The 25,483-nt window shown below is 73.5% G+C and carries 24 protein-coding genes and 1 pseudogene; 17 read left to right on the top strand and 8 right to left on the bottom strand.

Annotated features, from left to right (window positions below; genetic code table 11):
* Nucleotides 1-7: 7 nt before the first annotated feature.
* From msrB to BKI49_RS29165, 4 genes are all read right to left on the bottom strand, one after another.
* Nucleotides 8-415: a peptide-methionine (R)-S-oxide reductase MsrB gene (gene msrB / locus BKI49_RS29180; protein WP_095937252.1), complete on the bottom strand. Its 408-nt coding sequence runs from the start codon at nucleotides 413-415 to the stop codon at nucleotides 8-10.
* Between the two features lie 28 nt (nucleotides 416-443).
* A complete protein-coding gene (gene murC, locus BKI49_RS29175; protein WP_095937251.1) occupies nucleotides 444-1,832 on the bottom strand; it encodes a UDP-N-acetylmuramate--L-alanine ligase in 1,389 nt (462 codons plus the stop codon).
* A 79-nt stretch (nucleotides 1,833-1,911) separates the two neighbouring features.
* Nucleotides 1,912-2,385 (bottom strand): indole-3-glycerol phosphate synthase, encoded by a 474-nt coding sequence (locus tag BKI49_RS29170; protein WP_179332617.1) that lies wholly within the window; start codon nucleotides 2,383-2,385, stop codon nucleotides 1,912-1,914.
* 132 nt (nucleotides 2,386-2,517) lie between these two features.
* A complete protein-coding gene (locus tag BKI49_RS29165; protein ID WP_095937249.1) occupies nucleotides 2,518-3,312 on the bottom strand; it encodes a pyrimidine reductase family protein in 795 nt (264 codons plus the stop codon).
* Between BKI49_RS29165 and zapE the strand changes: the two genes are divergently transcribed.
* From zapE to BKI49_RS29125, 8 genes and pseudogenes are all read left to right on the top strand, one after another.
* A complete protein-coding gene (gene zapE, locus BKI49_RS29160) occupies nucleotides 3,311-4,450 on the top strand; it encodes a cell division protein ZapE (RefSeq protein ID WP_373557601.1) in 1,140 nt (379 codons plus the stop codon). The genes BKI49_RS29165 and zapE overlap by 2 nt on opposite strands.
* A gap of 212 nt (nucleotides 4,451-4,662) precedes the next feature.
* The gene (locus BKI49_RS29155) at nucleotides 4,663-5,001 is read left to right on the top strand and encodes a hypothetical protein (protein WP_095937248.1); all 339 of its coding nucleotides are present in this window, start codon (nucleotides 4,663-4,665) and stop codon (nucleotides 4,999-5,001) included.
* Between the two features lie 70 nt (nucleotides 5,002-5,071).
* A pseudogene (locus tag BKI49_RS29150) lies at nucleotides 5,072-5,299 on the top strand (carbonic anhydrase); the annotation flags it as partial.
* Nucleotides 5,300-5,358: 59 nt separating this feature from the next.
* Nucleotides 5,359-6,813: a SulP family inorganic anion transporter gene (locus BKI49_RS29145; protein WP_095937246.1), complete on the top strand. Its 1,455-nt coding sequence runs from the start codon at nucleotides 5,359-5,361 to the stop codon at nucleotides 6,811-6,813.
* Nucleotides 6,814-6,949: 136 nt separating this feature from the next.
* Nucleotides 6,950-8,050 carry a slipin family protein gene (locus tag BKI49_RS29140; protein WP_257005002.1) on the top strand — a complete coding sequence of 367 codons (1,101 nt, stop codon included), beginning with the start codon at nucleotides 6,950-6,952 and terminating at the stop codon, nucleotides 8,048-8,050.
* A gap of 180 nt (nucleotides 8,051-8,230) precedes the next feature.
* Nucleotides 8,231-9,451 carry a threonine--tRNA ligase gene (gene thrS, locus BKI49_RS29135; RefSeq protein WP_095937245.1) on the top strand — a complete coding sequence of 407 codons (1,221 nt, stop codon included), beginning with the start codon at nucleotides 8,231-8,233 and terminating at the stop codon, nucleotides 9,449-9,451.
* Between the two features lie 246 nt (nucleotides 9,452-9,697).
* Complete coding sequence (locus BKI49_RS29130) at nucleotides 9,698-10,558, top strand: polysaccharide deacetylase family protein (protein WP_179332616.1); 861 nt, start codon at nucleotides 9,698-9,700, stop codon at nucleotides 10,556-10,558.
* A 33-nt stretch (nucleotides 10,559-10,591) separates the two neighbouring features.
* Nucleotides 10,592-10,780, top strand: a complete 189-nt coding sequence (locus BKI49_RS29125) for a hypothetical protein (protein WP_095937243.1) — start codon at nucleotides 10,592-10,594, stop codon at nucleotides 10,778-10,780.
* A gap of 21 nt (nucleotides 10,781-10,801) precedes the next feature.
* Here BKI49_RS29125 and BKI49_RS29120 read toward each other — a convergent pair whose 3' ends face one another.
* Nucleotides 10,802-11,473 (bottom strand): ABC transporter, encoded by a 672-nt coding sequence (locus BKI49_RS29120; protein WP_095937242.1) that lies wholly within the window; start codon nucleotides 11,471-11,473, stop codon nucleotides 10,802-10,804.
* Nucleotides 11,470-12,501, bottom strand: a complete 1,032-nt coding sequence (locus BKI49_RS29115) for an ABC transporter ATP-binding protein (protein WP_095937241.1) — start codon at nucleotides 12,499-12,501, stop codon at nucleotides 11,470-11,472. The genes BKI49_RS29120 and BKI49_RS29115 overlap by 4 nt, the downstream gene beginning before the upstream one ends.
* A 71-nt stretch (nucleotides 12,502-12,572) precedes the next feature.
* Between BKI49_RS29115 and BKI49_RS29110 the strand changes: the two genes are divergently transcribed.
* The 7 genes from BKI49_RS29110 (at nucleotide 12,573) to BKI49_RS29080 (ending at nucleotide 20,466) form a co-directional block, all read left to right on the top strand.
* On the top strand, nucleotides 12,573-13,343 hold the full coding sequence (locus tag BKI49_RS29110) for an aminoacyl-tRNA hydrolase (protein ID WP_095937240.1): 771 nt from the start codon (nucleotides 12,573-12,575) through the stop codon (nucleotides 13,341-13,343).
* Between the two features lie 71 nt (nucleotides 13,344-13,414).
* On the top strand, nucleotides 13,415-14,059 hold the full coding sequence (locus BKI49_RS29105) for a TetR/AcrR family transcriptional regulator (protein ID WP_095937428.1): 645 nt from the start codon (nucleotides 13,415-13,417) through the stop codon (nucleotides 14,057-14,059).
* A gap of 87 nt (nucleotides 14,060-14,146) precedes the next feature.
* Nucleotides 14,147-14,758 carry a TIGR03086 family metal-binding protein gene (locus BKI49_RS29100; RefSeq protein WP_095937239.1) on the top strand — a complete coding sequence of 204 codons (612 nt, stop codon included), beginning with the start codon at nucleotides 14,147-14,149 and terminating at the stop codon, nucleotides 14,756-14,758.
* A gap of 315 nt (nucleotides 14,759-15,073) precedes the next feature.
* Entirely contained in the window at nucleotides 15,074-16,432 is a 1,359-nt protein-coding gene (locus tag BKI49_RS29095; protein ID WP_095937238.1) for an MbnB/TglH/ChrH family RiPP precursor modification enzyme, read from the top strand.
* Between the two features lie 523 nt (nucleotides 16,433-16,955).
* On the top strand, nucleotides 16,956-17,723 hold the full coding sequence (locus tag BKI49_RS29090; protein WP_095937237.1) for a DUF4142 domain-containing protein: 768 nt from the start codon (nucleotides 16,956-16,958) through the stop codon (nucleotides 17,721-17,723).
* 97 nt (nucleotides 17,724-17,820) lie between these two features.
* Nucleotides 17,821-18,597 carry a TIGR04222 domain-containing membrane protein gene (locus tag BKI49_RS29085; protein ID WP_095937236.1) on the top strand — a complete coding sequence of 259 codons (777 nt, stop codon included), beginning with the start codon at nucleotides 17,821-17,823 and terminating at the stop codon, nucleotides 18,595-18,597.
* 174 nt (nucleotides 18,598-18,771) lie between these two features.
* A complete protein-coding gene (locus tag BKI49_RS29080) occupies nucleotides 18,772-20,466 on the top strand; it encodes an alpha/beta hydrolase (RefSeq protein ID WP_095937235.1) in 1,695 nt (564 codons plus the stop codon).
* Here the strand turns inward: BKI49_RS29080 and hemQ are convergent, their stop codons facing one another.
* Both hemQ and hemG read right to left on the bottom strand, forming a co-directional pair.
* A complete protein-coding gene (gene hemQ, locus BKI49_RS29075) occupies nucleotides 20,467-21,198 on the bottom strand; it encodes a hydrogen peroxide-dependent heme synthase (protein ID WP_095937234.1) in 732 nt (243 codons plus the stop codon). It abuts the gene before it with no gap.
* Between the two features lie 4 nt (nucleotides 21,199-21,202).
* Complete coding sequence (gene hemG / locus BKI49_RS29070; RefSeq protein WP_095937233.1) at nucleotides 21,203-22,696, bottom strand: protoporphyrinogen oxidase; 1,494 nt, start codon at nucleotides 22,694-22,696, stop codon at nucleotides 21,203-21,205.
* A gap of 165 nt (nucleotides 22,697-22,861) precedes the next feature.
* Between hemG and BKI49_RS29065 the strand changes: the two genes are divergently transcribed.
* Both BKI49_RS29065 and BKI49_RS29060 read left to right on the top strand, forming a co-directional pair.
* Nucleotides 22,862-23,863 (top strand): DUF4349 domain-containing protein, encoded by a 1,002-nt coding sequence (locus tag BKI49_RS29065; RefSeq protein WP_095937232.1) that lies wholly within the window; start codon nucleotides 22,862-22,864, stop codon nucleotides 23,861-23,863.
* 27 nt (nucleotides 23,864-23,890) lie between these two features.
* Nucleotides 23,891-25,300, top strand: a complete 1,410-nt coding sequence (locus BKI49_RS29060; RefSeq protein ID WP_095937231.1) for an FAD-dependent oxidoreductase — start codon at nucleotides 23,891-23,893, stop codon at nucleotides 25,298-25,300.
* Nucleotides 25,301-25,483: the final 183 nt, after the last annotated feature.

Genomic DNA, 25,483 nt, shown 5'->3' with positions numbered 1-25,483 from the left:
GCCGTGCTCAGCTCTCGTCCGGCGCCAGCCGCAGCGAGATGCTGTTGATGCAGTACCGCTGGTCGGTCGGGGTGGGGTAGCCCTCCCCCTCGAAGACGTGTCCGAGGTGGGAACCACAGCGGGCGCAGCGCACCTCGGTCCGCGTCATCCCGTGCGAGCGGTCCTCGATCAGCTCGACCGCGTCGCTGTCCTTCGGGTCGTAGAAGGAGGGCCAGCCGCAGTGCGACTCGAACTTCTCCGTCGAGGTGAAGAGCTCGGCCCCGCACGCGCGACAGGAATACACTCCTTCGGCCTTGGTGTCGGTGTACTCGCCGGTGAAGGCGGGCTCGGTGCCCGCTTTGCGCAGTACGGCGTACTCGGCCGGGGTCAGCTCCGCACGCCACTGCTCGTCCGGCTTTTCGACGTCGTACGACATGAAGCTCAACCCCTCAGGAACGCTGTGGCTACTTCGACAGGCGGGCCAGGATCTCCGGACCGAGGTCCGTGACGTCGCCCGCGCCCATGGTGAGAACGAGATCACCGGGCTTCGCCATTCCCGCGACCGTCTCGGGCACGTCGCTCTTGTCGTGGACCGCCGTGACGTCCGCGCCCGCAGCCCGTGCCGCCTGGATGATCAGGTCGCTCGTGACGCCCGGGATCGGGTCCTCGCGGGCCGGGTAGATGTCCAGGACGACCGAGGCGTCCGCCAGGGCCAGGGCCTCGCCCATCTCCTTGCCCAGCTCCTGGGTGCGGGAGAACAGGTGCGGCTGGAAGACCACCAGGATGCGGCCGGAGGCACCGGCGCGCATGGCCTCCAGGTCGGCCGTCATCTCCGTCGGGTGGTGCGCGTAGGAGTCGACGACCTGGACACCGGCCTCCTCGCCCTTGAGCTGGAGGCGGCGCTTGACGCCCGTGTACGACGCCAGGGCCGGGGCCAGCTCGGACGCCGGGACGCCCAGTGCCGCGCCGGCGGCCAGGGCCGCGACCGCGTTGTGCGCGTAGTGGCGGCCGGGCACGGAGACGGTGAAGGTGAGCTCGGTGCCGTCCAGGAGGACGGTCACCTCGCTCTTGAGGCCATGCGGGACCACGGAGAGCACCCGGACGTCGGCGTCGGCGGAGTCGCCGTACGTGACGACCCGGACGTCGCGGCCCCTGACCCGGCGCGTGAGCTCCCGCGCCCCTTCGTGGTCCGCCGAGATCACCAGCGTGCCGCCCTCGGCGATCCGGTCCACGAAGGTCTCGAAGGACTCGTAGATCTCGTCCATGGAGGCGTAGTTGGCGTGGTGGTCGAGCTCGACGTTGAGGACGATCGCGACCTCGGGCGCGTACTTGTGGAAGCTGCGGTCCGACTCGTCGGCCTCGGCGACGAAGATCTCGCCGTCGCCGTGCAGGGCGTTCGAGCCGGGCGCGTCGAGGTCGCCGCCGATCGCGTACGACGGGGACAGGCCGAGCGAGGACAGGGACACGGCGAGCATCGACGTCGTGGTGGTCTTGCCGTGCGTGCCCGCGACAGCGATCGGGCGCAGGCCGTCCATCAGGCGGGCCAGGGCGTCCGAGCGGTGCACCACGGGGATGCCGAGCTCGGCCGCGCGGGCCAGCTCCGGGTTGTCGGCGCGGATCGCGGAGGAGACGACGACGCAGGTGGCGTCGGTGGCGAGGTGGTCGGCCGCGTGGCCGATGTGCACCGTCGCGCCCAGTGCGCGCAGGGCCTCGGCGGTCGCGGAATCCTTGGCGTCGCTGCCGGCGACCGCGGCGCCGCGCTGCGCGAGGATCTTCGCGATGCCCGACATCCCGGCTCCGCCGATGCCGATGAAGTGCGGTCGGTCCATGGCGGTAGGAAGGCCGGGTGCCATGCGTGTGTCTCCCCAGGAAGCGTCGAGCGGGTCGAGAGGTGTTGCGGATCGGGTGGCGCCGGAGCGCGCGGGGGCAAGCCTATGCCTTGCTGTGCGAGAACAGTTTCAGCACCGGCACGCCCACCTTGTGGCGGGCCCGCGAGGCCCAGTCCCGGTGGAAGAACTCTTCCACGTAGTGGGGGTCGGTCAGCACGATCACCTCGTCGGCGTCGATCTCGTCGACCAGGGCCTTCAGGGCGTCCAGCGGATGGTCCTCGACGAGCCGGCCCTCGGCCGCGCTGCCGGTGGTACGCAGCGCCACCAGTGACACGTCCAGGGCCTGCTGTCCCTGGTCGGCGGCGGCCTCGCCCTCGGGCGTCTCGCCCTCGCGGGCGGCCTCGTCCAGTTCGCCGAGCGCGACGTCGTCGATGGCCCGCAGCAGCCGGTCCGCCTGGTCCCCGCGGGGCTGGAGCAGCACATGGAAGGCGACCGACTCGTCACCGTGCAAGGTGGTGACGAACTCCACGTCGGCGGACGTCAGGGCCTTCTCGATCATCAATACGCTTGTGAACACGACAGGCGCCCTTCTCCTCCGTGGGCCGTCCCGGCCCCCTGCTGAAACCATCCTGCCCCGTGATCTCGCGAGGGCTGCGAGTTTTAGTGTGCCCAGCGGACAATAAACGGAACGGTGCATTCCGCCGACTTGTCAGGGACGACGGTATCGGCTGTACAGGAACCCGGCCTCCTCCAGCAGGGACACGAGTTCGAACCGCTCCGGGACCGCCACCGAGGGGCCTCCGGCGATCCGCTGGGCACCCCCCGCCGTGAGCATGGGCGACACCGTCAGACAGAGCTCGTCGAGCACTCCGGCCGCGATCAGCTGCCCCAGCAGGCGGGGGCCGCCCTCCGTCAGGAGCCGGGTGAGTCCGAGGTCGCCCAGGGCCCGCACGGCGCGGGCGGGGTCCACCCCCGCTCCGTCCCCGGCGATCACCACCCGGGCACCCGCCGCGCGTGCCGCCTCGATCCTGTCCGGGTCCGCCGCGGCGCCGGTCAGCACCAGTGTGGGCACCAGGGGCGAGGTGAACAGCGGAAGCGAGAAGTCCAGGTCGAGCCCGGCCGAGACGACCGCGATCGCGGGTGCGGGACCCTGTCCGGCGGCCTCCCGCAGGGCCGCGAAGGCCTCACGCGCGCGTGCCGGCCGGTAACCCTCCTGGCGTACCGTTTCCGCACCGACCACTACGGCGTCCGCGAGGCCCCTCAGCACCCCGAAGACCCGCATGTCGGTGGCGCTGGAGATGGGCTGCGAACGCCCATCGTGCTGGGCGGCGCCGTCGAGCGTGGAGACCATGTTCGCGCGCAGCCAGGGCCCACGGACGTCCGGGTAGGCGTAGGCCTCGGCCAGCTCCGCGAGCCCCCATTCCCGGTCCGTCACACCCGTCGCAGGGGCCTCACCCGAGGCCTGGGCTGCTGTTTCATAGGTCACAGGGAACAGGCGTCGCATGACGCGCAGTGTGGCACGGCGCTTAGAGTGGGTGACCGTGTCGTCCACCACCACCGCCTCCGGGATCGGCCCGATACCCGAAGCGACTCCGCTGTCACTGTGCGCCCGCGAGCCCCACGTCCCCGCCGACCGGCTCGTCGCCGAGATGGTGCCGCCGCCGCGCTTCGACTCGGTCCGCTTCGCCACCTACATCCCGGACCCGAACCAGCCGAGCCAGACCGAGGCCGTAGGCGTCCTCGAAGGCTTCGCCGGCGGACTCGGCGGGGCGCACGCCGTCGGCGCCCCCAAGCGCAAGCTGTTCGGCTTCGGCAAGGCCGCGAAGAAGTCGCCCGCCGGCCCCCGCGGCGTCTACCTCGACGGCGGATACGGCGTCGGCAAGACCCACCTCCTGGCCTCTCTGTGGCACGCGACCCCCGCGGAGCCCTCGCTCAAGGCCTTCGGAACCTTCGTGGAGCTGACCAACCTGGTCGGCGCGCTCGGCTTCCAGAAGACCGTGCAGACCCTCTCCGGGCACCGTCTCCTGTGCATCGACGAGTTCGAGCTCGACGACCCGGGCGACACCGTCCTGGTCTCCACGCTGCTCGGCAAGCTCGTCGACGCGGGCGTGGCCCTCGCGGCCACCTCGAACACACTGCCGGGCAAGCTCGGCGAGGGCCGGTTCGCCGCCGCCGACTTCCTGCGCGAGATCCAGGGCCTGTCGGCGCGCTTCCGGCCGCTGCGCATCGACGGCGAGGACTACCGCCACCGCGGGCTGCCCGAGGCCCCGGCACCGTTCTCCGACGAGCAGGTCACCAAGACCGCGTACGCCACCGACGGCGCCTCCCTGGACGACTTCCCGCACCTGCTGGACCACCTCGCACGCGTCCACCCCAGCCGGTACGGCGCCCTGACGGACGGCGTCCGGGCCGTCTGCCTCACCGACGTGCAGCCGGTCCCGGACCAGTCCACGGCGCTGCGGCTGGTCGTGCTCGCCGACCGCCTGTACGACCGGGAGGTGCCGGTCCTCGCCTCCGGGAAGCCCTTCGACCAGCTGTTCAGCGAGGAGATGCTGAACGGCGGCTATCGCAAGAAGTACTTCCGCGCAATCTCCCGACTCACCGCGCTGGCCCGGGACGCCAAGGACATCGTCCACAACTAGGGGGTTTCGGGGCGCCCCCGAGGCCGGGCCCCGGCCCTCCGCCGGCACGCTCGGGGCCACCGTCCCCGAGCACCGGATCACGCCAACTGCACGACCCCTTTCGGGCGCACTTCGCGGGTGAAACGTGGAGTTAACCGCGCAAACGACTCGGCGGGTTAACGTACTTGTACGCGCCGACTCCCGGCGTGCGCGAACCGCCGGAAGGGGGGCGCATGTTACGAGGCAGGACGGCCCGGACCCTGTTCACGGCGCTCGCCGCCGTGCTGATCCTTCTGCAACTCCTCGGCCCAGCCGACACGTTCGCGTCCGTGCACAGGGGGGAGACCGTCGCCTGCGCCGAGACCGAGCATCCGCACAAGGCCGCTCCGGCCCCCGGGGCCCGTCGGCACGCGCGCGACGAGGACCTCGTACCCGAACCGCCGTCGCACCCGCTGTCGGTGGACGGCCCCGCGGCCACGCGCTCCCCCGTCCCGGGCGCCGCCTCGCACCCCCGCACGCCGAGATCCCCGGCCGCGCACTCCCCGGAGGGGCTTCAGGTCTTCCGATGCTGAGCGGAGCGATTCCCCCCACGCTCCGTTGTGCAAGCCGACGCGCCCACAGGGCGCGCCAGGAGGATCCGACATGCAACCCCTCATCGACCACCCCCGCTCCCTCGGCCGGCGGCCCGACGACTTGGCCTCGCTCGCCCACGGCCGGTCCCCGCAGGTCCTCTTCGTCACCTGCTCCGACTCCAGGGTCGTCCCGGCCCTGATCACCGGCGCCCGTCCCGGGCGGCTCTTCGAGCTGCGCACCGCGGGCGACATCGTCCCTCCCCCCACCCCGGACCGGCCGACCGACGAGGTCCACACCGGTGCCGTACGCGCTCACCGGCCGGACACCGACACCTTCGAGGCGCTGTGAGGCGCACGATGGCCTTCCCCCACCTGCGGCAGGACTTCGCCGCGTCGGTCGTGGTGTTCCTGGTCGCCCTGCCCCTGTGCGTGGGCGTCGCCGTCGCCTCCGGCGTACCCGCCGAACTCGGCCTGGTCACCGGCATCGTGGGCGGCCTCGTCACCGGATCGATGCGCGGCAGCAGCCTCCAGGTGTCGGGGCCGGCCGCCGGGCTGACCGTCCTGGTCTTCGAGGCCGTACGCGAGTACGGCCTCCCCGTCCTCGGGGTCGTCGTGCTCGCGACGGGCCTGCTCCAGCTGCTCATGGGCGCCCTGAAGCTGGGGCGCTGGTTCCGGGCGATCTCGGTCTCCGTCGTCGAAGGCATGCTGGCCGGGATCGGGCTCGTGCTGATCGCCGGCCAGCTCTACTCGATGGCGGGCCTGAAGGCACCGGCGTCCGGGCTCGACAAGATCACCGGGCTGCCGGGGGCGCTGGCGGACGCCGTGCGGAGCACCGAGGCACTGGCCTCGCTCGGGCTCGGCGCCGGCACCGTGGTCGTCCTGGTGCTGTGGCCCCGGCTGCCGCGGCGCGTCCGCGCGGTTCCGGCGGCGCTCGGCGCGGTCGCCCTCGCCACCCTTGCCGTGTCCGTGTTCGGGCTTCCCGTCGCGAGGGTGGAGGTGCACGGACTGCTGGAGTCGGTCCAGCCGCCGCCGCTCGACACGTTCGGCGAGCTCGGGCACGTCGGTGTCCTCGGCACGATCCTCGCCTTCACGCTGATCGCGTCCGCCGAGTCCCTGTTCAGCGCGGCGGCCGTGGACCGGCTGCACGACGGGCCACGGACCCGGTACGACCAGGAGCTGATGGCCCAGGGCGCGGGCAACACGGTCTGCGGGATCCTCGGTGCCCTGCCGATGACCGCGGTGATCGTCCGCAGTTCGGCGAACGTCCGGGCGGGCGCGCGGACCAAGGCCTCCCGCGTCCTGCACGGCGTGTGGCTGCTGCTGTTCGCGGCGCTGCTGCCCGCCGCGCTCGGCGTCATCCCGCTGCCCGCCCTCGCGGGCGTCCTGGTGCACGCGGGCTGGCGGCTGATCCCGCTGCGCGAGATCGCGTCGCTGTGGCGCGAGCACCGGGGCGAGGCGCTGGTCCTCGTCGTCACCGCGGTGTCGATCGTCGCCGTCAGCATGTTCGAGGGGGTCCTGATCGGGATGGCGCTCGCCGTGGGCAAGACGGCCTGGGAGGCCTCCCAGGTCCGCCTCGACGTCATAGACAAGGGGGCGGGCCCGGTCCAGGTGTACCTCTCGGGCAACGCGACGTTCCTGCGGCTGCCGAAGATCCTCGACAGCCTGGAGGCGCTGCCCCAGGACCGGCCGGTCGAGCTGGACCTGTCCGGACTGCACCATCTGGACCACGCGTGCCGGACGGCGCTGGAGACCTGGTCGGAGCGGCACAGCGCGGCGGGGGTCGAGCCGGTGAAGATCACGCCGGGGCGCTGAACCGCGCACGGGAGCCCGCCCCGCGCGGGCTCCCGCACGGGGCCGGGCCGCCGCACGGCAGCCCGGCCCTACGACGTAAAGTGGACATGTTGGGCATACTCGACGGGTGTGCCGGGCGGCTCGGAAGGGGGTCGTCATGGTCGAAGAACTCGTCGTCGCGTGCGTGGCCACGGCTTCGGCCGGTCTGGTCTACTTCGCCGCGGCGGCCCGGGTCGTCAAGCAGTACGAGCGCGGTGTGGTCTTCCGGCTGGGCAGGCTCGCGGGGAACGTGCGCCCGCCGGGCTTCACGACGGTGATCCCGGTCGTCGACCGGATGCACAAGGTCAACATGCAGATCGTGACCCTGCCCGTGCCGGCGCAGGAGGGCATCACACGGGACAACGTGACCGTGCGGGTCGACGCGGTCGTCTACTTCAAGGTGGTCGACGCGGCGAACGCGGTCATCCAGGTCGAGGACTACCGTTTCGCGGTCTCGCAGATGGCACAGACCTCCTTGCGGTCCATCATCGGCAAGAGCGACCTGGACGACCTGCTGTCCAACCGCGAGAAGCTCAACCAGGGCCTGGAGCTGATGATCGACAGCCCCGCGATCGGCTGGGGCGTGCAGATCGACCGCGTGGAGATCAAGGACGTGTCGCTGCCGGAGACGATGAAGCGGTCCATGGCCCGGCAGGCCGAGGCCGACCGCGAGCGCCGCGCCCGGATCATCAACGCGGACGCGGAACTCCAGGCCTCCAGAAAACTGGCGGAGGCGGCCGGGGTGATGTCCGAGCAGCCCGCGGCGCTCCAGCTGCGGCTGCTGCAGACGGTGGTGGCCGTCGCGGCCGAGAAGAACTCGACGCTCGTGCTCCCCTTCCCGGTGGAGCTCCTCAGGTTCCTGGAGAAGGCGCAGGCAGGGCAGACGCAGCCCGCTGCTCCCGCGGACAGGCTGCCGCGCCCGGCCGGGGACACGACGCCGGGGCGGTCCGACGCTCCCGGGGAACTCACCGCCGAGACCGACGGACTCCGGCCGACGGCCGCTCCGGACGGACCCCCGCCCGCCGCCGAACCGAGTGGCCCCGGCCTCACCGCCGAACCGGACGAGCTCGGCCTCACCGCCGAACCCGACGAGCTCGAACTCACCGCCGAACCCGACCAGCTCGGACTCGCCGCGGGCCCCGGTGACCCGAAGGGTGACCCGCGCGGGATCTTCGGGCACGACGACCCCGCCGGCCGCGACGTACCGGGCGGCGGATAAATCCGGTGCGGGGCCCCCGCCGCCTTGTTACGGTCGGGACCATGCAGCGTGCCGCCATGAACACGACGACGCCGGAGAGTGTCCCGGCGCGCTGACTGCTGACTGAGTCCGAAGCCCCGGGGCGAGTGCCCCGGGGCTTCGTCGTGCGGGCGCTCGCCTCCCCCGAGCGAGGAGAGCACCGTGCACGACCACCGCCGACTCGGCCGTGAACTGGACCTGTTCGACACCGACCCCCTGATGGGCGCGGGACTGCCGTACTGGCTGCCGGACGGCGCCGCCGTACGGCACGCCCTGGAGGAATACGTCCGCGACGCCGAGCGGCGGGCCGGCTACCGGCATGTGTACTCGCCGGTGCTCGGCAAGCGCGAGCTGTACGAGATGTCGGGGCACTGGTCGCACTACAGCGACGACATGTTCCCGCCGATGGACCTCGGCGGCGAGCAGGTCGTCCTGCGGCCGAGCCTGTGCCCCCACCACGCGCTCATCTACCGCTCCCGCGCGCACAGCTACCGCGAGCTGCCGCTCCGCATGGCCGAGTTGGGCGCCATGTACCGCTCCGAGCCGTCCGGCGTGCTCGGCGGGCTCACCCGCGTCCGCTCGATCCAGCTCAACGACGCGCACATCTTCTGCACCCCGGACCAGGTCGCCGAAGAGGCCGACGCCGCACTGGGGTTGATCCGCCGGGCCTACGAGGCGATGGGCGTGCGGGCGGCCCGCTACCGACTGTCGCTGCCCGGCCCCGGCGGGAAGTACGTCGCCGACCCGGAGCTGTGGCGCCGGTCGGCCGCGGTGCTGCGCGAGGTCCTCGACCGCGCGGAGGTGGCCTACGAGGCCGTCGAGGGCGAGGCCGCGTTCTACGGCCCCAAGATCGACGTCCAGGTCGCGGACCCGGCGGGCCGCGAATCCACCCTGTCCACCGTGCAGGTCGACTTCCACCAGCCGGAGCGCTTCGGCCTGCACTACACCGGCCCCGACGGCGCGAAGCACCGGCCGGTGATGGTCCACCGCAGTGTCGTCGGCAGCCTGGAGCGGGCCGTCGCCCATCTCATCGAGGTGCACGGCGGCGCCTTCCCGGCCTGGCTCGCCCCCACCCAGCTGGTGGCCCTGCCGGTCTCCGACGCCGAGGCCCACCGGGCCGCGGCGCTCGTGCGCCGCTGTCGCGACCAGGGGCTGCGGGCCGAGGTCGCGGGCCCTGAGCAGGGCACCCTGGCGGCGCGGGTGCGCGCCGCCCGCCTCGTCCCCTACCAGGCGGTGATCGGCCCGAAGGAGGGCGCCGACGAGATCTCGCTGCGGCTGCGCGACGGCCGCCGCCTCGGGACCCGTCAGGTCGGGGAGGTGCTGAGCCGTCTGCGGCGAGTCGTCGACGCCCACGCCGCCGACCTGCTCGACGAGGCGACCTGAGCCGCGACGACCCTCGGCCGCCGGCGCTCCCACGACGCTCCCGGCCGCCCGGCACGGTGCGCGGGCTCTCGTCCCCTCGCACGACACCACCGCCGCGTGCCCGTCGGCCCTTCCCGCAGGGCCGGCGGACACGCGGCCGTCACCGGGACGCGTGCGCGGCTCCAGCCGGGTGACTTCGCGGCCGCGGGCGCACGACACAGCCCCGTAAGGAGCAAATAGTCACATTTACGACGATAGTTTCATTATGTGACCATCTCAGTACGACAATTCGCCGTGACCTGTGCCGTCGGAGCCCTCGGAGCCGCGCTCGCCGCCTGCGGTGGACCTTCCCCCCAGCACGCCGCCCGCCCCGCGCAGTCCGCCTCGGCCGCCGCCCCGCCGTCGAAGCCGCCCACACTCGCACCGGGCCCTGCCGGACTGACCCCCGTCTTCACCAACGGGCCCCGGACCCAGGACAAGACGGTCGCGCTCACCTTCGACGCCGACATGACCGCCGACGAGGGGCCGCGCGCGGAGGCCGGCGAGCGCTTCGACAATCCCCAGCTGATCGACACGCTGCGCGGATTCAAGGTCCCGGCCACCGTGTTCATGACCGGACGGTGGGCCGAGGAGTATCCGCAGGAGGCCAGGGCCATCGGGCGGGACCCGCTGTTCGAGGTCGCCAACCACTCCTACAGCCACTACGCCTTCACCGGCAACTGCTACGGGCTTCCGACCGTGGGCGAGGCGGACATGCGCGGCGACGTGGAGCGGGCCTACGCCGCCTTCAAGAAGGCCGGGGTGCCCAAGGCGATGCCCTACTTCCGCTTCCCGGGCGGCTGTTACGACCAGCGGGCGCTGCGCGCCCTGAGCGCTGTCGGCGTGACCGCCGTGCAGTGGGACGTGGTGAGCGGTGACGCCTTCGCGACGGACGCGGACGCCGTGGCCCGGCAGGTGCTGGAGGGCGTGAAGCCCGGTTCCGTGGTCGTGATGCACTGCACGCGCAGCGCCGCACCGACCACCGAGCAGGCGCTGCGGACGATCGTCCCCGAACTGCGCAAGCAGGGCTACCGGTTCGTGAAGGTGTCCGAGCTCATCGGGCAGACGGCCGCCGGTCACCGCCGCTGACGGGTCCCGCGAGGTGCGCCCTACCCTGGGGGCATGAGCGACTACTGCGGCACCCAGGCGGACCCGGCCCCCGAGGCTCCCGAGGCCGTCCCCGCGGACGGCCCCCGCGCCGAGTGCGTGCTGTGCCGCAAGCCCACGGAGTACCCGGAGTCGCACAAGGGGATCACGCTCTGCCCGGTCTGCGAGTGGCAGGAGGCGCAGCGCACGGCCTGCTCCGGCTGATCGTCCCCGGCGGCCACCGGTTCACGGCGACCGGCGGGAGGTGAGCGCGCACGCCACCGCGAGGGCGCCCGCCGTGAGGAGGACCGCGCCCGTCAGGGGCAGCAGCGGCACGGGGACCGTACCGGTCCGTGAGCCGGTGATCAGTCCGGTGAGCGCCGCGTGGGCGGGCGAGCCCGTCAGCACGAGCGCCAGGAGCGCCGCGAGGAGCATCGCGGGGACCGCACGGCCCGGAGAACGCAGCAGTGGCCAGGTCGTGAGCGCGCCGACCGCCGTGCCGAGCAGCGCGCACACGAGTGTCGCGAGCAGCCCGGCGCCGACCGCCGCGGCCCACGGCACCCGACGGTGGTGGTCCGCGCTCGTCGGATCGCTGATCGCCGTGACGACCGGCGTGGCCGTCGCACCGAGGACCACGGCCGCCCCGAGCGCGACCGCGAGGCAGGCCAGGTGGGCCCGCGCCGGTCCGACGGCCGCCGCTGCACAGGCGCGCGCCGCCGGGGGCTCGCCGCTCGCGCAGACGCGGACCAGCCAGGCGGCGACGGGCAGCAGTGCGGCGGCCGTGTAGCCGAGCGAGTCGAGGACCGGCTGCCCGCTCTGCACACCGATCGCGAGGAACGCCGCGTACAGGACGAACGGCGGGAGCCAGCGCTGGGAGCGGATCAGGAGCGCGGTCTGATAGCGCAGCAGTGCGGTCATCGGCGGTTCTCGCTCTCCTGCGGGACATGGGGCGTGAGCGCGGCGGCCTCGGCGGGGCCGTGCCGGAACGCGGCGACCTCGGCGGGGCCGTCAGGGAGCGCGGCGTCCTCGGGCGCGGTCTCCGGGAGTGGCGCGGTCTGCGGGAGCGCCGCGGTCTCCGGGAGCGCCGCGGTCTCCGGGAGTGCCGCCCCGACGCTCACCACGTGCCACGGCGGCCGGGCGCCCAGCAGTGCCCTGAGCAGGACGTCGGAGCGGGACGCGGGCACGGTGAAACAGGTCGTCCCCCGGCCGGTGCGACGCGCGGCCGTCGACAGCGCGGTCGCCTCCGCGGGAGGTGCCTCGTCCGGCGGCCCCTGCGCCTCGACCAGCACGTGCGGTCCGGCGACGGTGCCGCCGGCCGCCGGGTCCGTACGGCGCCGGAGTGCGCCCCCGGTCACCGTGTACGTCGCGTCCGGTGCCCCCGCGAGCCGGCGCGGGTCGTGGTCGACGAACACCACGGCACCGCCGGCGGCCGTGCGCTCGGCGACCGCGCGTTCCAGTTCGGTGCGGGCGGCGGCGTCGAGCCCCGTCCAGGCCTCGTCGAGGACGAGGAGGTCCGGCGCGGCGAGCAGCGCCTGCGCGACGGCGACCTTCTGGCTGCTGCCCTTGGACAGCTCCGCCATGGGCGTGCGGGCGTAGCCGGCGGCGCCGAGCCGCTCCAGCCACGCGTCCGCGGCGCGGGCCGCGGCCGTGCGGGACAGACCGTGCACGGCGCCGAGGTGCGTGAGGTATCCGGACGCCGTGAAGGGCAGCTCGGCGGGGAAGCGCTCGGGGACGTACGCCGTGCGCGGGCGGCCGGTGATCCTGCCCTCGGTGGGCGCGTCGATTCCGGCGAGCAGCCGCAACAGGGTCGACTTGCCGGTGCCGTTGGCACCCTCGACGCGGACCAGTGTGCCGGGCGCCAGCGCCAGGTCGACACCGCGCAGCACCCAGGGGCCGCGGAGCCCGTAGCGGCGGCCGACACCCGCCAGCCGTAGATCGTCTCGCATGGTGACCATCCTCGCCCGGGCCGGACAACGCCCGCAGAAGAACCGATCTTCCGCCTGGCAGACTGGAGGGCGTGAGCAGCGACCCGACCCCCGCGACCCCGGCCTCCGAGGCCACCCCCGTCTCCCCGGCCTCCGAGGCCTCTGCCGACGAGAGCCCCTTCCGTACCGAGCGCATCGCGCGCGACGAGGCACCGCAGTTCGTGCTGCCCCTGGTCGTGCGGATCGAGAAGGCCGCTCCCCCGGCGCGTACGGACGCCCTGGAGACCGCGGCCCGGGCCGTGCTGACGATCCTCGCGGACCGGCGCTCCCTGGACGACGGGGAGTGGGCGCAGGCGATGCGGGACTGGCAGGACGCCCGGATCCGCAAGGTGGTGCGGCGGGCGCGCGGCGCCGAGTGGCGGCGGGCCGCGACGCTGCCGGGCATCACGGTGACCGGGAAGTCCGCGGAGGTGCGCGTCTTCCCGCCGGTCCCGCTGGACGGCTGGCCCAAGGACCTGGCCAAGCTCCAGGTCTCCGGCACCGATCTCGACGACCCCGAGCCCCCGGTGGACGCCGATCCGTCGGCGCCCGTGCTGTGGCTCAACCCCGATCTCGACATGTCGGCCGGCAAGACGATGGCGCAGGCGGGGCACGGCGCCCAACTGGCGTGGTGGGAGCTGTCGGACGAGGAGCGCGCGGCCTGGCGGGACGCCGGGTTCGCGCTCGCCGTGCGCACCGCGGACCCGGACCGCTGGCGCGCGCTCACCTCGTCGGGGCTGCCGCTGGTGCGCGACGCGGGCTTCACGGAGATCGCACCGGGGTCCTGCACGGTGGTCGCGGACCACCCGGCGCTGCGACGCTAGCACCGCGGCCGGGCCCCCGGCGGGGCCCGGGACGGGCTGCGGCCCGCGTGGACGAGCATGTGGAGGTCACGATGACCGGGTCCCGGCTGGACGGCAGGGTCGAACGGGGCAACCGTACGCGACAGTCGGTGCTGCGCCGCACCGTCGACATCGCCTCGGTCGAAGGGCTGGAGGCACTGTCCGTCGGCCGTCTGGCGACCGACCTCGGGCTCAGCAAGAGCGGGGTCTTCGCGCTGTTCGGCTCCAAGCGGGAGCTGCAACTGGCCACGGTGCGGGAGGCGGCCCGCATCTACGTCGAGCAGGTCGTCCGGCCCGCGGCGGACATTCCGGCCGGGATCGCCCGGGTCCGGCGGCTGTGCGAGCTCTGGCTGGCGTACTCCGAGGGCCGGGTCTTCCCGGGCGGCTGCTTCTTCTATGGCGTCATCGCCGAGTTCGACGCCCGGTCGGGGCCGGTGCACGACGCCGTCGCGGGTGCCCAGCGGGACTGGACGGACCACGTGGAGGGCGCCGTCACCACGGCCCGCGAGGCCGGTGAGCTCCACCCGGGCACGGATGCCGCGCAACTCGCCTTCGAGCTGATCGCGTTGATGGAGGCCGCGAACGCGGTGTCCGTGCTGCGCGACGAGGCGGACGCGTATCGCAGGGCCCGCGTCGCGATCTCCGCCCGGCTGCGCGCGGCGGCGGTCGACCCGTCGCAGGTGGCCGAACTCTCCTGACCCGTACGGCCGTCGGCGCAGCGACGGCACCGGCGAGCAGCGGGAAAACAAGTAGCACGACCGTTCGCTCAGTTTTAGGATCGGGGCATGACTACGACCGGAACGGACATCGTCGAGCTCGACCGGATCGCCGTGCACGAGTCGCTCAGGGTCCTGGCGAGAGCCGGAGCGACGGACTGGGAACGGGACACACCCTGCTCGGGGTGGACCCTGCGCGCACTGGTCGCCCACATGACCGCCCAGCACCACGGCTTCGCGGCCGCCGCACGCGGGACGGGGCGCGAGGAGGCGCACTGGCGGGAGCCCACGGACACGGACGACCCGGGGCGGACGTACCGGGAAGCGGCGAGCTCGGTGCTCGACGCCTTCGCCGAACCGCGCGTCACGGAGCGGGAGTTCGTCCTGCCCGAGCTCGGCGGCACGTTCCCCGGGCGACGGGCCGTCGGCTTCCACTTCATCGACTACGTGGTGCACGCGTGGGACGTGGCCGCCACGCTCGGCGTCGGCCTGGAGCTGCCCGGCGCCGTCCTCGACGCGGCGGTGGCCGTCGCCCGGCGCGTCCCGGCGGACCCGGCGCTCCGGGGACCGGGCTTCGCCTTCGCACCGGCCCGCGACGTTCCGGCCGGCGCCGACGCCCTGGACGAGGCGCTGCGGCTGCTCGGCCGCGATCCGGAGGCATGGCCGCTTCCGGGCCGGTGAGCCGACCGCCGCGCGGGACCGGCAGCGTCAGCGACGACGCCACTTGCAGCCCGACGGCCGCCACCGGTGTCGGCGTCGGCGCCCGGAGCCCGACCGGCGGCAAAAGCGCGATCGGCACCGGCCGAGCGGACGCCACGGAACGGGACCGGCTGCCCGTCGGCCACCCCGTGGAACCTCAAATGTTGCTCTGAACGTCCTCCGTGACGGATTCGGCCCCGGTTCCCGGGGCCATGACTTCGTCACACCGGGGGACACGGGTCCGTCGTGAGGAGACGACACGCAGCGTCTGGTCGAGACCGTGACGGAGGAGGGGCCATGAAGCAGCTGAGCCGACTGGGGACGGGAATCGGGTGGCGGCCGGAGATCGCCGAGGCCGTGGAGCGGATGCCCGGCATCGACTGGGTCGAGGCCGTCTCGGAGAACCTGTGCCCCGGGCACCTGCCCGAGTCGCTGGTGCGGCTGCGGGAGCGGGGGGTCACGGTCGTGCCGCACGGGGTCTCGCTGGGGCTCGGCGGCGCGGACCGGCCGGACGCCTCCCGTCTGGCGGCGCTCGCCGAGCGGGCCGAGGCACTGGGCTCGCCGCTCGTCACGGAGCACATCGCGTTCGTGCGGGCCGGCGGACCACTCACCGCGTCGCAGCCGCTGGAGGCGGGGCACCTGCTGCCGGTCCCGCGCACCCGGGACGCGCTGGACGTGCTGTGCGAGAACGTCCGCATCGCGCAGGACGCGCTCCCGGTCCCGCTCGCGGTGGAGAACATCGCCGCGCTGATCTCCTGGCCCGGCGAGGAGATGACCGAGGGCCAGTTCCTCTACGAGCTCGCCGACCGCACCGGCGTACGGCTTCTCATCGACGTCGCCAACCTCCACACGAACCACGTCAACCGGGGCGAGGACCCCGCCAAGGCGCTCGGCGAACTCCCCGTGGAGGCCATCGCCTACGTCCACGTCGCCGGCGGTTTCGAACGCGACGGCGTCTGGCACGACAGCCACGCCCACCCGGTGCCCCGGCCCGTGCTGGACATCCTCGCCGACCTCGCCTCCCGGGTGTCCCCGCCGGGGGTCCTCCTGGAGCGCGACGAGAACTTCCCCGAGCCGGCGGAACTGGAGCGGGAGATCGGGGCGATACGGGAGACGCTCGCGAAGGCACCGCGGGCGGACCGGGCCACGACGGGCTCCACCGCGGGGGTGGAGGAACCGGCGAACGGGCCGGTGGGGCCGACCTCTTCCGGTTCCGACGGCTCCCGGGCGGACGAGGACCCGGCGGCCCGGCAGCGGCTCGCGCTGGCGCAGGCCGCGCTGCTGTCCGCGCTCGTCGCCGGGACCCCCGTGCCCGAGGGGTTCGACCGGGTGCGGCTCGGTGTGCAGGCGCGGGCGCTCGCCGCCAAGCGCGCCGACGTGGTGGCGAAGGTGGCCGGGGAGCTGCCGGAGATCCTGGCGCGGGAGTACCGGCCGGCGTTCCTCGCGTACGCCCAGGGGCATCCGATGACCGGAGGCTACCGGCGCGACGCCCTCGACTTCGCCGAGCATCTGCTCCTCGCGGGGCTCCCGGAGGACGCGGCCGCGCGCCGCCGGCTGCGCGACTGGTGGCTGGAGCGCTCGGGTCCCGCGCCGCTGTCGCGACGCCCGGCGGCCCGACTGGCCCGCGCCACCCGCAGGGTGCTGCTGCGCCACTGACCCCTCCGCACGGCGAACGCACCCGGCCGCCGCGTTCCCGGAGGCGCAGGGTGCGGCCGGGCGGCTGAACCGAAGCGCCGGGACCGGAGCGACTGTTGCCGCCCTCCCGACGCTCGGCGCCGCCGCGTCGGAGAGCGGACGCGCAGCGGGCCCCGACCGGCCCCCCCCTTCCCAGAGTCGTGCGCAGGGTGTCGCCGCGCCGCTGAGCGGACCCCTGACGGAACCGGACCGGCGACGCCCCCAGCCGTGCGCGGGGCGTTGCCGTGTCGGTGGGCAGACGCGCGTCGGCCGGGTGTCGCCGCCGAGTGTGCCGGGATTAACACGCCATCCTGTGAGCCCGCCGCGGACGTCCGGATTCCTCCGCTTCACGGGGGTATGGCGTGGGCCCGAACCACCACATCCGTCGCCTTCCACCCGGCACCCAACCCGAATCTCCCGTACGGCAGTTGGCGTAGGGCCCGCAGTAATATGCCAACTCGCACCCGAAGCGCATTAGCGTGCGGTGCCGCAAGCAGGAGGCACCATGCGATCCATCAGCCGCACCGGACTGATCAGTGGAACCGGGCTCGTCATAGCGGGGCTCACGGCGACGCTCGTCGCCCTGGTCTTTCCGATCTGGTCGTACGCGGACCGCTCCGGCACCGGCCTGGACACCCTGAACGCCCAGAGCGTGTCGACCCGGTTCGGGCCCTTGTCGGCGCTGGACCGGGAGTTCGTCACCAAGGTGCGGCTGGCCGGACTGTGGGAGCTGCCCGCCGGTCAGCAGGCGCAGGAGCGCGGCACCACCCAGGCCGTACGGACGGCGGGCGAGCACCTCATCGAGGGTCACACCTTCCTGGACGCGCGGGTCCGCGACGTCGCGGCGCGGCTGAACCTGGAGCTGCCCAACCAGCCCAATCCGCAGCAGCGTCAGTGGCTCGCCACGCTCGACGCTTCGCACGGCACGGAATACGACCGGCAGTTCGCGAACATCCTGCGCAAGGCGCACGGCAAGGTCTTCTCCGTGGTCGCCCAGGTCCGCGCGAACACCCGCAACTCGCTGGTGCGCGACCTCGCCGACGACGCGAACACCACGGTGCTCGACCACATCAAGGTCCTGGAGGCCACCGGCTACGTCGACTTCGACGCCCTCGCCGAGGACGCGGCCACCGCGAGCCCGCCGCCGCTCACCAACTCCCCGGCCCCGCCCCACCCGACGCAGTCGCCGGACTCACCGGCCCCGGTCACTCCGTCCGCGGGTTATTCGCTGCCGCCCGCGGCCTCGCGCCCCGACCCCTCCGCGACCTCCTAGCAGAACCGGCGGAGCGGAACGTCACATACTCACAACACTCCGTCCACATAGTGAACAAACCATGGCGCCCGCGCGGCCGTTCGCATAGAAAAACGCCATGTTCTGGGTCCTTCTCCTGCTCCTGGCCTGGGTCGCGGCCGGCACCTCGTGCACCCGGCTCTGCCTGGCCGCCGTCCGCGCGGCGGCGGCCGACGCGAACGCGGCGCGCGGTCACGATCTGACGCTCTACGAGGCGGCGTTCCTGTCGGGCGGTCCGGCCCGGGTCGCCGATCTGACGCTGGTGTCGATGGCCCGTCAGCGGCGCCTGCTGCTCGCGCACACCGGTTGGGCGACCGTCGTGGACCCGCGGGGACGCGACGAGATGGAGTGCTCCGTCATCGGAGCCATCGGCCCGGAGGGCCAGTCCCGGATAGCCCCGGTGCGCACGGCTGCCGCGGCCGCTGACTCGGTGCGCCGCCTCGCCGACCGTCTGGTCGCCGCGGGTCTCGCCGTGCCCGACGGTGCCCGCACCACCGTCGCCGGAGCCGTCCGCCAGGTCCAGGCCGCGCTGGTCGCCGTCCTGGCGCTGGGCGCCGTGGCCCTGCTGCTGCCCGCCCAGAGCACCGGCAACGACGTACCGGTCGCCGTCTGGTTCGCGCTCCCGCTGATCCTCACGGTGAGCTGCCTCGCCATAGCGAGGATCGAGGTGCACCCCTATACGCGCTGGGCCTCCCCCGCCGGACAGCGCCTGCTCGGCACCCTCGCCCGGCACACCGGCGCCACCGGCGACGACCGTACGTACCTCACCTCCGTCGCCGTACGCGGCATCCGCGCGATCGGCGAGCCCGACCTGCGGGCCGCCCTCACGCACCGCGACCGCGGCCCGAGCGTCTGACGGGTGGCCCACGGCCGTCCTCCTGAGCCGGCGGGGAGCTCACGAAAGGGCTGAGGGGCGCCCCCGGGGGCGCATCGGGGTCATTGGGGCCGACACCGGCGGCCGGTGCTTTACTTCCCCAACCCGCAAACGAAACATCCCCTTTGTCGCTGCCGCGCGCTGAAGGGATGCCCGATGAGAGCCGCCGTCCTCTACGGAACCGCAGGGTCCGTACTCCTGACCGCCCTCGTCGGCGCCCCGGCGGCGGGGGGTGCGCCGGCCGGGCGGACCGCGGCCGGCTCCGCGGAGACGCGCGGCACCGAAGTCGCCGCCCAGCGTGCCGCCGCCGCGGGCATCCGCTTCGGCACATGCGCCGAGGAACAGGGCCTGCCCGGCGGCGTCCGGTGCGGCACGGTCACCGTGCCCCTCGACTACGCCCACCCCGACGGCAAGAAGATCAAGCTGACCGTCAGCCGGGCCCGGGCCACCGGCAAGGACGCGAAGAACTCCAAGCGCAAGGTGCCGCGGCAGGGCGCCCTCGTCTACAACCCGGGCGGCCCCGGCGCGTCCAGCATGTACTTCCCGCTGATCGGCTCCCTGCCCGGCTGGCAGCGCGTCGCGGCCGCCTACGACCTGGTCGGCTACGCGCCCCGCGGCGTCGAACGCTCCGCCCCACTGTCCTGCCAGGACCCGAAGCAGTTCGTCAAGGCTCCCTCACTGGCGCCGACGTTCCCCTCGGAGTCGTACAAGAAGGAGCGCATCGCGGAGGCCAAGGCGTACGCACAGGGCTGCGCCAGGCGTTCGGGCAGCGGCCTGCGCCACTACACCTCGCTCAACAACGCCCGCGACCTGGACGTGCTGCGCGCCGCGCTCGGCGAGCCGAAGCTGACCTACATGGGGGCCTCGTACGGGACGTACTTCGGTGCCCTCTACGCGACCCTCTTCCCCTCGCACGTCCGCCGGATGGTCTTCGACTCGGTGGTGAACCCCGCCCCCGGCAAGATCTGGTACCGGAACAACCTCGACCAGTCGGCCGCGTTCGAAGCCCGCTGGACGGACTTCCGGACCTGGATCGCCAAGCACGACGACGTCTACGGGCTCGGCACCACGCCCGCGCAGGTGCTGAACAGCTACGAGAAGGCGCGTGCGCAGCTCGCCGCGCAGCCCGCGGGCGGCAAGGTGGGGCCGGCGCAGCTGCAGGGCGCGTTCCTGGAGGCCGGGTACTTCGACGACTACTGGCCGCAGCGCGCCCTGGCCCTGTCCGCGTATCTGAAGGGCGACCCGAAGCCGCTGATCGAGGCGGCCGGCCCGCACCCGGAGACGGCCGCCGAGCAGGAGAACGGCAACGCGGTCTACACGGCCGTCGAGTGCAACGACGCGCCCTGGCCGACCGACTGGCGCACCTGGGACCGCGACAACACACGCCTCGCGCGGGTGGCGCCGTTCGAGACCTGGGACAACGTGTGGATGAACCTGCCCTGCGCCTACTGGCCGGTGCCGCGGCAGAAGCCGCTGCAGGTGCGGACGCTGTCCGGAGAGCTGCCGCCGACCTTGATCCTGGCCGCGGAACGGGACGCGGCGACGCCGTACGAGGGGGCGCTGGAGCTGCGGCGCCGGCTGTCCGGCTCGGTGCTGGTGACGGAGCGGGACGCGGGCACGCACGGTGTCGCGGGCGGCTCCAACCAGTGCGTCAACGGTCACCTGGAGGCATATCTGCTGACGGGCCGGCTGCCGGAGCGGCACGCGGAGTGCGCGCCGCACGCGGAACCGAAACCGTCGAAGCGGAAGTCCGCCGGGCAGGGCGGTCACTCGAAGGGCCCGCGGGACGCGCGGCACCCCGGCGGCCCCGCTCGCTCCGACGAGCAGGAGGCCGCCCGGCAGGCTCCCTGATCAGGCCAGACCCGCGACCAGCTCGGCGATGTCCTTGCGACGGCCGGTGTAGAACGGGATCTCCTCACGGACGTGCATCCGCGCCTCGGAGGCACGCAGGTGACGCATGAGGTCGACGATGCGGTACAGCTCGTCGGCCTCGAAGGCGAGGATCCACTCGTAGTCGCCGAGCGAGAACGAGGCGACCGTGTTGGCCCGCACGTCCGGGTAGCCGCGAGCCATCTTGCCGTGGTCGGCGAGCATGCGGCGGCGGTCCTCGTCGGGCAGCAGGTACCAGTCGTAGGAGCGCACGAAGGGGTAGACGCTGACGTAGTTGCGCGGCGTCTCGTCGGCGAGGAACGCGGGGATGTGCGAGCGGTTGAACTCGGCGGGCCGGTGCAGCGCCATGTTCGACCAGACCGGCTCCAGCGCGCGGCCCAGCTTGGTGCGGCGGAAGAGGTTGTACGCCTCCTGCAGCTGGTCGGCGGTCTCCGCGTGCCACCAGATCATGAGGTCGGCGTCGGCGCGCAGGCCGGAGAGGTCGTACGTGCCGCGGATCGTCACGTCCTTGGCGGCGAGCTGGTCGAACAGCTCCTGGACCTCGTCGGCGTAGCCCGCGCGGTCCTCGGGCAGCACGTCCTTCAGCTTGAAGACGGACCACAGCGTGTAGCGGATGACCTCGTTGAGGTCCTTGGCCAGCTTGCCCTTGTTCGGGATCCTGCCGGGTTCGGTGGTGGGGGCGTCGTCACTCATGTGCCTATTCTCCCGCTCCGCCGTGCAGGCTCTGCACCGGGTTCGCCCTGAGCGCGTCCAGACCGGCGCGGTCGCCGCCGAGCCGGTCCACGGCCGCGTACGCGCTCGCGATGCAGGCCGGGATGCCGACGCCGTCGTAGGCCGCGCCGCACACGGCGAGGCCGGGGAGCTTGCCGAGGTGCTCACGGACGCGGGCCACGCGCGCGTGGTGCCCGACCGGGTACTGCGGCAGTCCGTCGTCCCATCGCGTCACCCGCGTCGCCACCGGCTCGGCGGCGAGGCCGATCGCCTCCCGCAGGTCGTGCCGGGAGACCCGCACGAGGTCGGCGTCGTCCCGGCCGAGCACCTCCGTCTCGCCGTACCGCCCGACGGAGGTGCGCAGGACGAGCAGATCCGGTTCGTCCTCGGCGATCCAGCCCCACTTCTGGGACGCGAAGGTGGACGCCTTGATGGTGTGCCCGTCGACCGGCGGGACGAGGAAGCCGCTGCCCTCGGGGAGGGCGGCGTCCCGGCGGCGGTAGGCGAGGGTGACGAGCGCCATGGAGGCGTACTCCACGGCGGCCAGTTCGGACGCGGCGGCGGGTGCCTCCGCGCGCAGCAGGGCGGCGGCGGGCGCGGCGGGCAGCGCGACCACGACGGCGTCGGCGTGCAGCACGCGGTCTCCGGCGACGACCCGCCAGCCGGTGTGCGGGCCGCCGGCCGCGGCCCCGTCCGCTGCGCCGCCCACCCGGCGCAGCTCCGTCACGGCGGCCCGGGTGACGATCTCGCCGCCACGTGCGCGCACCGACCCGGCGACCGCCAGGGGCAGTTGCCCCACGCCGCCCTCGATGCCCATGAACACCGGTCCGGTCTGCTGCGCCGCGGCGGCCTTGGCCTGGATGTCGCGGACGGCGTCCGTGAGGGAGGTGTGGGTGCGGGCGGCGGCGTAGAGCTGGGGCACGGCCAGGCGCATCGAGATGCGGTACGCGTCGCCCGCGTAGACCCCGCCGAGGAGGGGTTCGACCAGGCGGTCGACGACCTCCCGGCCGAGGCGGGCCGCCACGTACTCACCCACCGCCACGTCGTCGCCGACCTCGGTGCGGGGCAGGTCGGCGTCACGTCCGATGCGGCGCAGGCCCTCCTCGGACAGGATGCCGGAGAGCGCGGACGCGGTGCCGGGGACGCCCATCACGTGTCCCTTGGGCATCGGGCGCAGGGTGCCGCGGTTCCACAGGGACGCCGTCGCGGTGGCGGGCGGCTGGAGGCGGTCGGCGAGGCCGGTCTCGCGGGCGAGGGACACGGCCTCGGGGCGGCGCGCGAGCATCGACTCGGCGCCCAGGTCCACCCGGACGCCCGCGATCTCGCCGGGCAGCAGCTTCCCGCCGACGCGGTCCGAGGCCTCCAGGACGGTGACCCGCGCGCCGCGGTCCAGCAGGCGGTGGGCGGCGGCCAGACCGGCGATCCCGCCGCCGACGACCACGACATGTCCCGAACCCGTACGAGTGTCCTCTTCGCGCATGCCTCCACCCTCTCAGACCGCGCCGGCGCGGCCCGCCGGGCGTCCGGTGTCCGGCGCGAGTCCTGACCGTGACCGCATCGGGACCGGCCGGGACCAACGTCCCGGCCCGGTCGTGCGTCGAAGGAGCGTCAGTCGAGTCGAGACGACCCTCGGGGGTAGGCCCACATGCGCATACGAAGCTCCGCACGTCCCGTCCAGGTCCTGGCCGGGGTGCTCCTCGCGTCCGCGCTCGCCCTCGCGGGATGCAGTGGCGCCGACGACTCGGCGAGCAAGGCCGGCGGTGGCGCCGCGGGCGACGAGAAGGCCGCCGCGCCGCAGGCCGGGCAGGAGGACTCGGGCGCCACGGGCCGCGGCGGCTCGAACGGATCCAGGGCCACCGCGCCGCCCAAGGTGAGCGCGAGCCACATCATCCGCACCGCCTCCCTGACCGTGCAGGTCAAGGACGTGCCCAAGGCCCTCGACGACGCCCGTGCCACGGCGGAGGACGCGGGCGGCTACGTCGGCAACGAGACCACGACCCGCGACGGCCGGCGTCACGAGCGCACGCGCGTCGTCCTGCGCGTGCCCACCGACCGGTACGAGCAGGTGCTCGCCGACCTGGAGGGCACGGGCAAGGTCCTCGAGCGGACCGCCAAGGCGCAGGACGTCACCGACCAGGTCGTGGACGTGGAGAGCCGCATCAAGTCCCAGCGCGCCAGTGTGGCGCGGGTCCGGGAGCTGATGGACAAGGCGACCAAGCTCAGTGACGTGGTCACCCTGGAAGGGGAGTTGAGCAGCCGCGAGTCCGACCTGGAGGCGCTGCTCGCCCGGCAGGCGTCCTTGAAGGACCGCACCGGTCTGGCCACGATCACCCTCTCGCTGTCCGAGACACCGGTGAAGAAGGCCGAGAAGAAGGACGAGGACCCGGGCTTCGTGGACGCGCTCACCGGGGGCTGGCACGTGCTGGTCACGATGCTGCGCTGGATCACCCTCGCGTTCGGAGCGGTGCTGCCCTTCGCGGTGGGCCTGGCGCTGATCGTCCTGGTGTGGGTGCGCCTGGTGCGCCCCCGGCTGCCGCGCCGCACCGCCACGCGCCCGGCCCCGGCCCCGGCGGCGGGCGCCGGGTCCCTGCCCGTGGCACGTCCGGTGCGTGCCGACGGCTCGGCGCAGGGTGGCGAGGAGGACTGAAATGCCCGGCCCCCGTAGCGTGTTCGCATGGACATGAGCCGTACGAGCAGCAGTGGCGGGGCCCGGGAACGACTGGTCGTCATCGGCGGTGACGCGGCGGGCATGTCCGCCGCGTCGCAGGCACGCCGGCTCCGGGGGCCCGACGAGTTGGAGATCGTGGCGTTCGAGCGCGGCCACTTCACCTCCTACTCGGCGTGCGGCATCCCGTACTGGGTGGGCGGCGACGTCCCCGAGCGGGACCAGCTGATCGCGCGGACGCCCGAGGAGCACCGGGAGCGCGCCATCGATCTGCGGATGCGCACGGAGGTCGTGGAGATCGACGTCGCGGGCGCCCGGGTGCGCTCCCGGGACCTCGACAGCGGGGCCGAGGAGTGGACGGCGTACGACAAGCTCGTGATCGCGACCGGCGCGCGTCCGGTCCGCCCCGACCTGCCGGGCATGGACGCCCCGGGCGTGCACGGGGTGCAGACGCTCGACGACGGCCAGGCCCTGCTGGACACGCTGGCCGGCACGGAGGGCCGGCGGGCGGTCGTCGTCGGCGCGGGCTACATCGGCGTGGAGATGGCCGAGGCGCTCATCAACCGCGGCTACGAGGTCACGGTCGTCAACCGCGGCAAGGAACCCATGTCCACGCTCGACCCCGACATGGGCCGCCTCGTGCATACGGCCATGGAGGGCCTGGGCATCACCATGGTCGACGACGCCGAGGTCACCAAGGTGCTCACCGGTGACGACGGGCGGGTGCGCGCGGTCGCCACCGAGGACGCCGAGTACCCGGCGGACGTGGTCGTGCTGGGCATCGGCGTACGTCCCGAGACGACCCTGGCCGAGGCCGCCGGGCTACCGCTCGGTGAGCACGGCGGGCTGCTCACGGACCTGGCGATGCGGGTGCGCGGCCACACGGACATCTGGGCCGGCGGGGACTGCGTCGAGGTGCTCGACCTGGTCTCCGGAAGGGAACGGCACATCGCGCTGGGCACGCACGCCAACAAGCACGGGCAGGTCATCGGCTCCAACGTGGGCGGCGGGTACGCCACCTTCCCCGGTGTCGTCGGCACGGCGGTGAGCAAGGTGTGCGATCTGGAGATCGCCCGCACCGGCCTGCGCGAGAAGGACGCCCTCCGGGCGGGCCTCCGGTTCGAGACCGTGACCATCGAGTCCACGAGCCGTGCGGGCTACTACCCGGGGGCCGCGCTCATGACCGTGAAGATGCTCGCCGAGCACCGCACCGGGCGCCTGCTGGGCGTGCAGATCGTCGGCCGTGAGGGTGCGGCCAAACGCGTCGACATCGCGGCGGTGGCGCTGACCGCGGGCATGACGGTGGAACAGATGACGGCCCTCGACCTCGGCTACGCACCGCCCTTCTCCCCCGTCTGGGACCCCATCCTGGTGGCAGCCCGCAAGGCAGTCACAGCAGTACGCAACAACACCCGATAGTCCCGCACCGAACAGCGAAGCACCCGCCAGGGGCACGAGGAACGGCACCCGTCAGGGGCGCGAGGAACCGCGCGCCCAGCCACGACGCACCCGCACAGACACAGGCACACAGACGTCACCCCGTCAGGAGCGCGAGGAACAGCACCCGTCAGGGGCGCGAGGAACTGCGCGCCCAGCCACGAC

The organism is Streptomyces sp. Tue6028 (assembly GCF_002300165.1).
Classification (GTDB): domain Bacteria; phylum Actinomycetota; class Actinomycetes; order Streptomycetales; family Streptomycetaceae; genus Streptomyces; species Streptomyces siamensis.
The sequence above is the reverse complement of the archived record's forward strand: the minus strand, read 5'-3'. Positions and strand labels throughout refer to the sequence as shown.

What these genes read in the sequence shown, in the direction of transcription:
- BKI49_RS29125 (WP_095937243.1), top strand. Translation starts at nt 10,592, where the DNA reads ATGAGCGACTACTGCGGCACCCAGGCGGACCCGGCCCCCGAGGCTCCC.
- BKI49_RS29105 (WP_095937428.1), top strand. Translation starts at nt 13,415, where the DNA reads ATGACCGGGTCCCGGCTGGACGGCAGGGTCGAACGGGGCAACCGTACG.
- BKI49_RS29085 (WP_095937236.1), top strand. Translation starts at nt 17,821, where the DNA reads ATGTTCTGGGTCCTTCTCCTGCTCCTGGCCTGGGTCGCGGCCGGCACC.
- zapE (WP_373557601.1), top strand. Translation starts at nt 3,311, where the DNA reads ATGACGCGCAGTGTGGCACGGCGCTTAGAGTGGGTGACCGTGTCGTCC.
- BKI49_RS29100 (WP_095937239.1), top strand. Translation starts at nt 14,147, where the DNA reads ATGACTACGACCGGAACGGACATCGTCGAGCTCGACCGGATCGCCGTG.
- BKI49_RS29090 (WP_095937237.1), top strand. Translation starts at nt 16,956, where the DNA reads ATGCGATCCATCAGCCGCACCGGACTGATCAGTGGAACCGGGCTCGTC.
- murC (WP_095937251.1), bottom strand. Translation starts at nt 1,832, where the DNA reads ATGGCACCCGGCCTTCCTACCGCCATGGACCGACCGCACTTCATCGGC.
- BKI49_RS29095 (WP_095937238.1), top strand. Translation starts at nt 15,074, where the DNA reads ATGAAGCAGCTGAGCCGACTGGGGACGGGAATCGGGTGGCGGCCGGAG.
- BKI49_RS29165 (WP_095937249.1), bottom strand. Translation starts at nt 3,312, where the DNA reads ATGCGACGCCTGTTCCCTGTGACCTATGAAACAGCAGCCCAGGCCTCG.
- hemG (WP_095937233.1), bottom strand. Translation starts at nt 22,696, where the DNA reads ATGCGCGAAGAGGACACTCGTACGGGTTCGGGACATGTCGTGGTCGTC.
- BKI49_RS29060 (WP_095937231.1), top strand. Translation starts at nt 23,891, where the DNA reads ATGGACATGAGCCGTACGAGCAGCAGTGGCGGGGCCCGGGAACGACTG.
- BKI49_RS29155 (WP_095937248.1), top strand. Translation starts at nt 4,663, where the DNA reads ATGTTACGAGGCAGGACGGCCCGGACCCTGTTCACGGCGCTCGCCGCC.
- BKI49_RS29145 (WP_095937246.1), top strand. Translation starts at nt 5,359, where the DNA reads ATGGCCTTCCCCCACCTGCGGCAGGACTTCGCCGCGTCGGTCGTGGTG.
- BKI49_RS29065 (WP_095937232.1), top strand. Translation starts at nt 22,862, where the DNA reads ATGCGCATACGAAGCTCCGCACGTCCCGTCCAGGTCCTGGCCGGGGTG.
- msrB (WP_095937252.1), bottom strand. Translation starts at nt 415, where the DNA reads ATGTCGTACGACGTCGAAAAGCCGGACGAGCAGTGGCGTGCGGAGCTG.
- hemQ (WP_095937234.1), bottom strand. Translation starts at nt 21,198, where the DNA reads ATGAGTGACGACGCCCCCACCACCGAACCCGGCAGGATCCCGAACAAG.
- BKI49_RS29140 (WP_257005002.1), top strand. Translation starts at nt 6,950, where the DNA reads ATGGTCGAAGAACTCGTCGTCGCGTGCGTGGCCACGGCTTCGGCCGGT.
- BKI49_RS29080 (WP_095937235.1), top strand. Translation starts at nt 18,772, where the DNA reads ATGAGAGCCGCCGTCCTCTACGGAACCGCAGGGTCCGTACTCCTGACC.
- BKI49_RS29120 (WP_095937242.1), bottom strand. Translation starts at nt 11,473, where the DNA reads ATGACCGCACTGCTGCGCTATCAGACCGCGCTCCTGATCCGCTCCCAG.
- BKI49_RS29115 (WP_095937241.1), bottom strand. Translation starts at nt 12,501, where the DNA reads ATGCGAGACGATCTACGGCTGGCGGGTGTCGGCCGCCGCTACGGGCTC.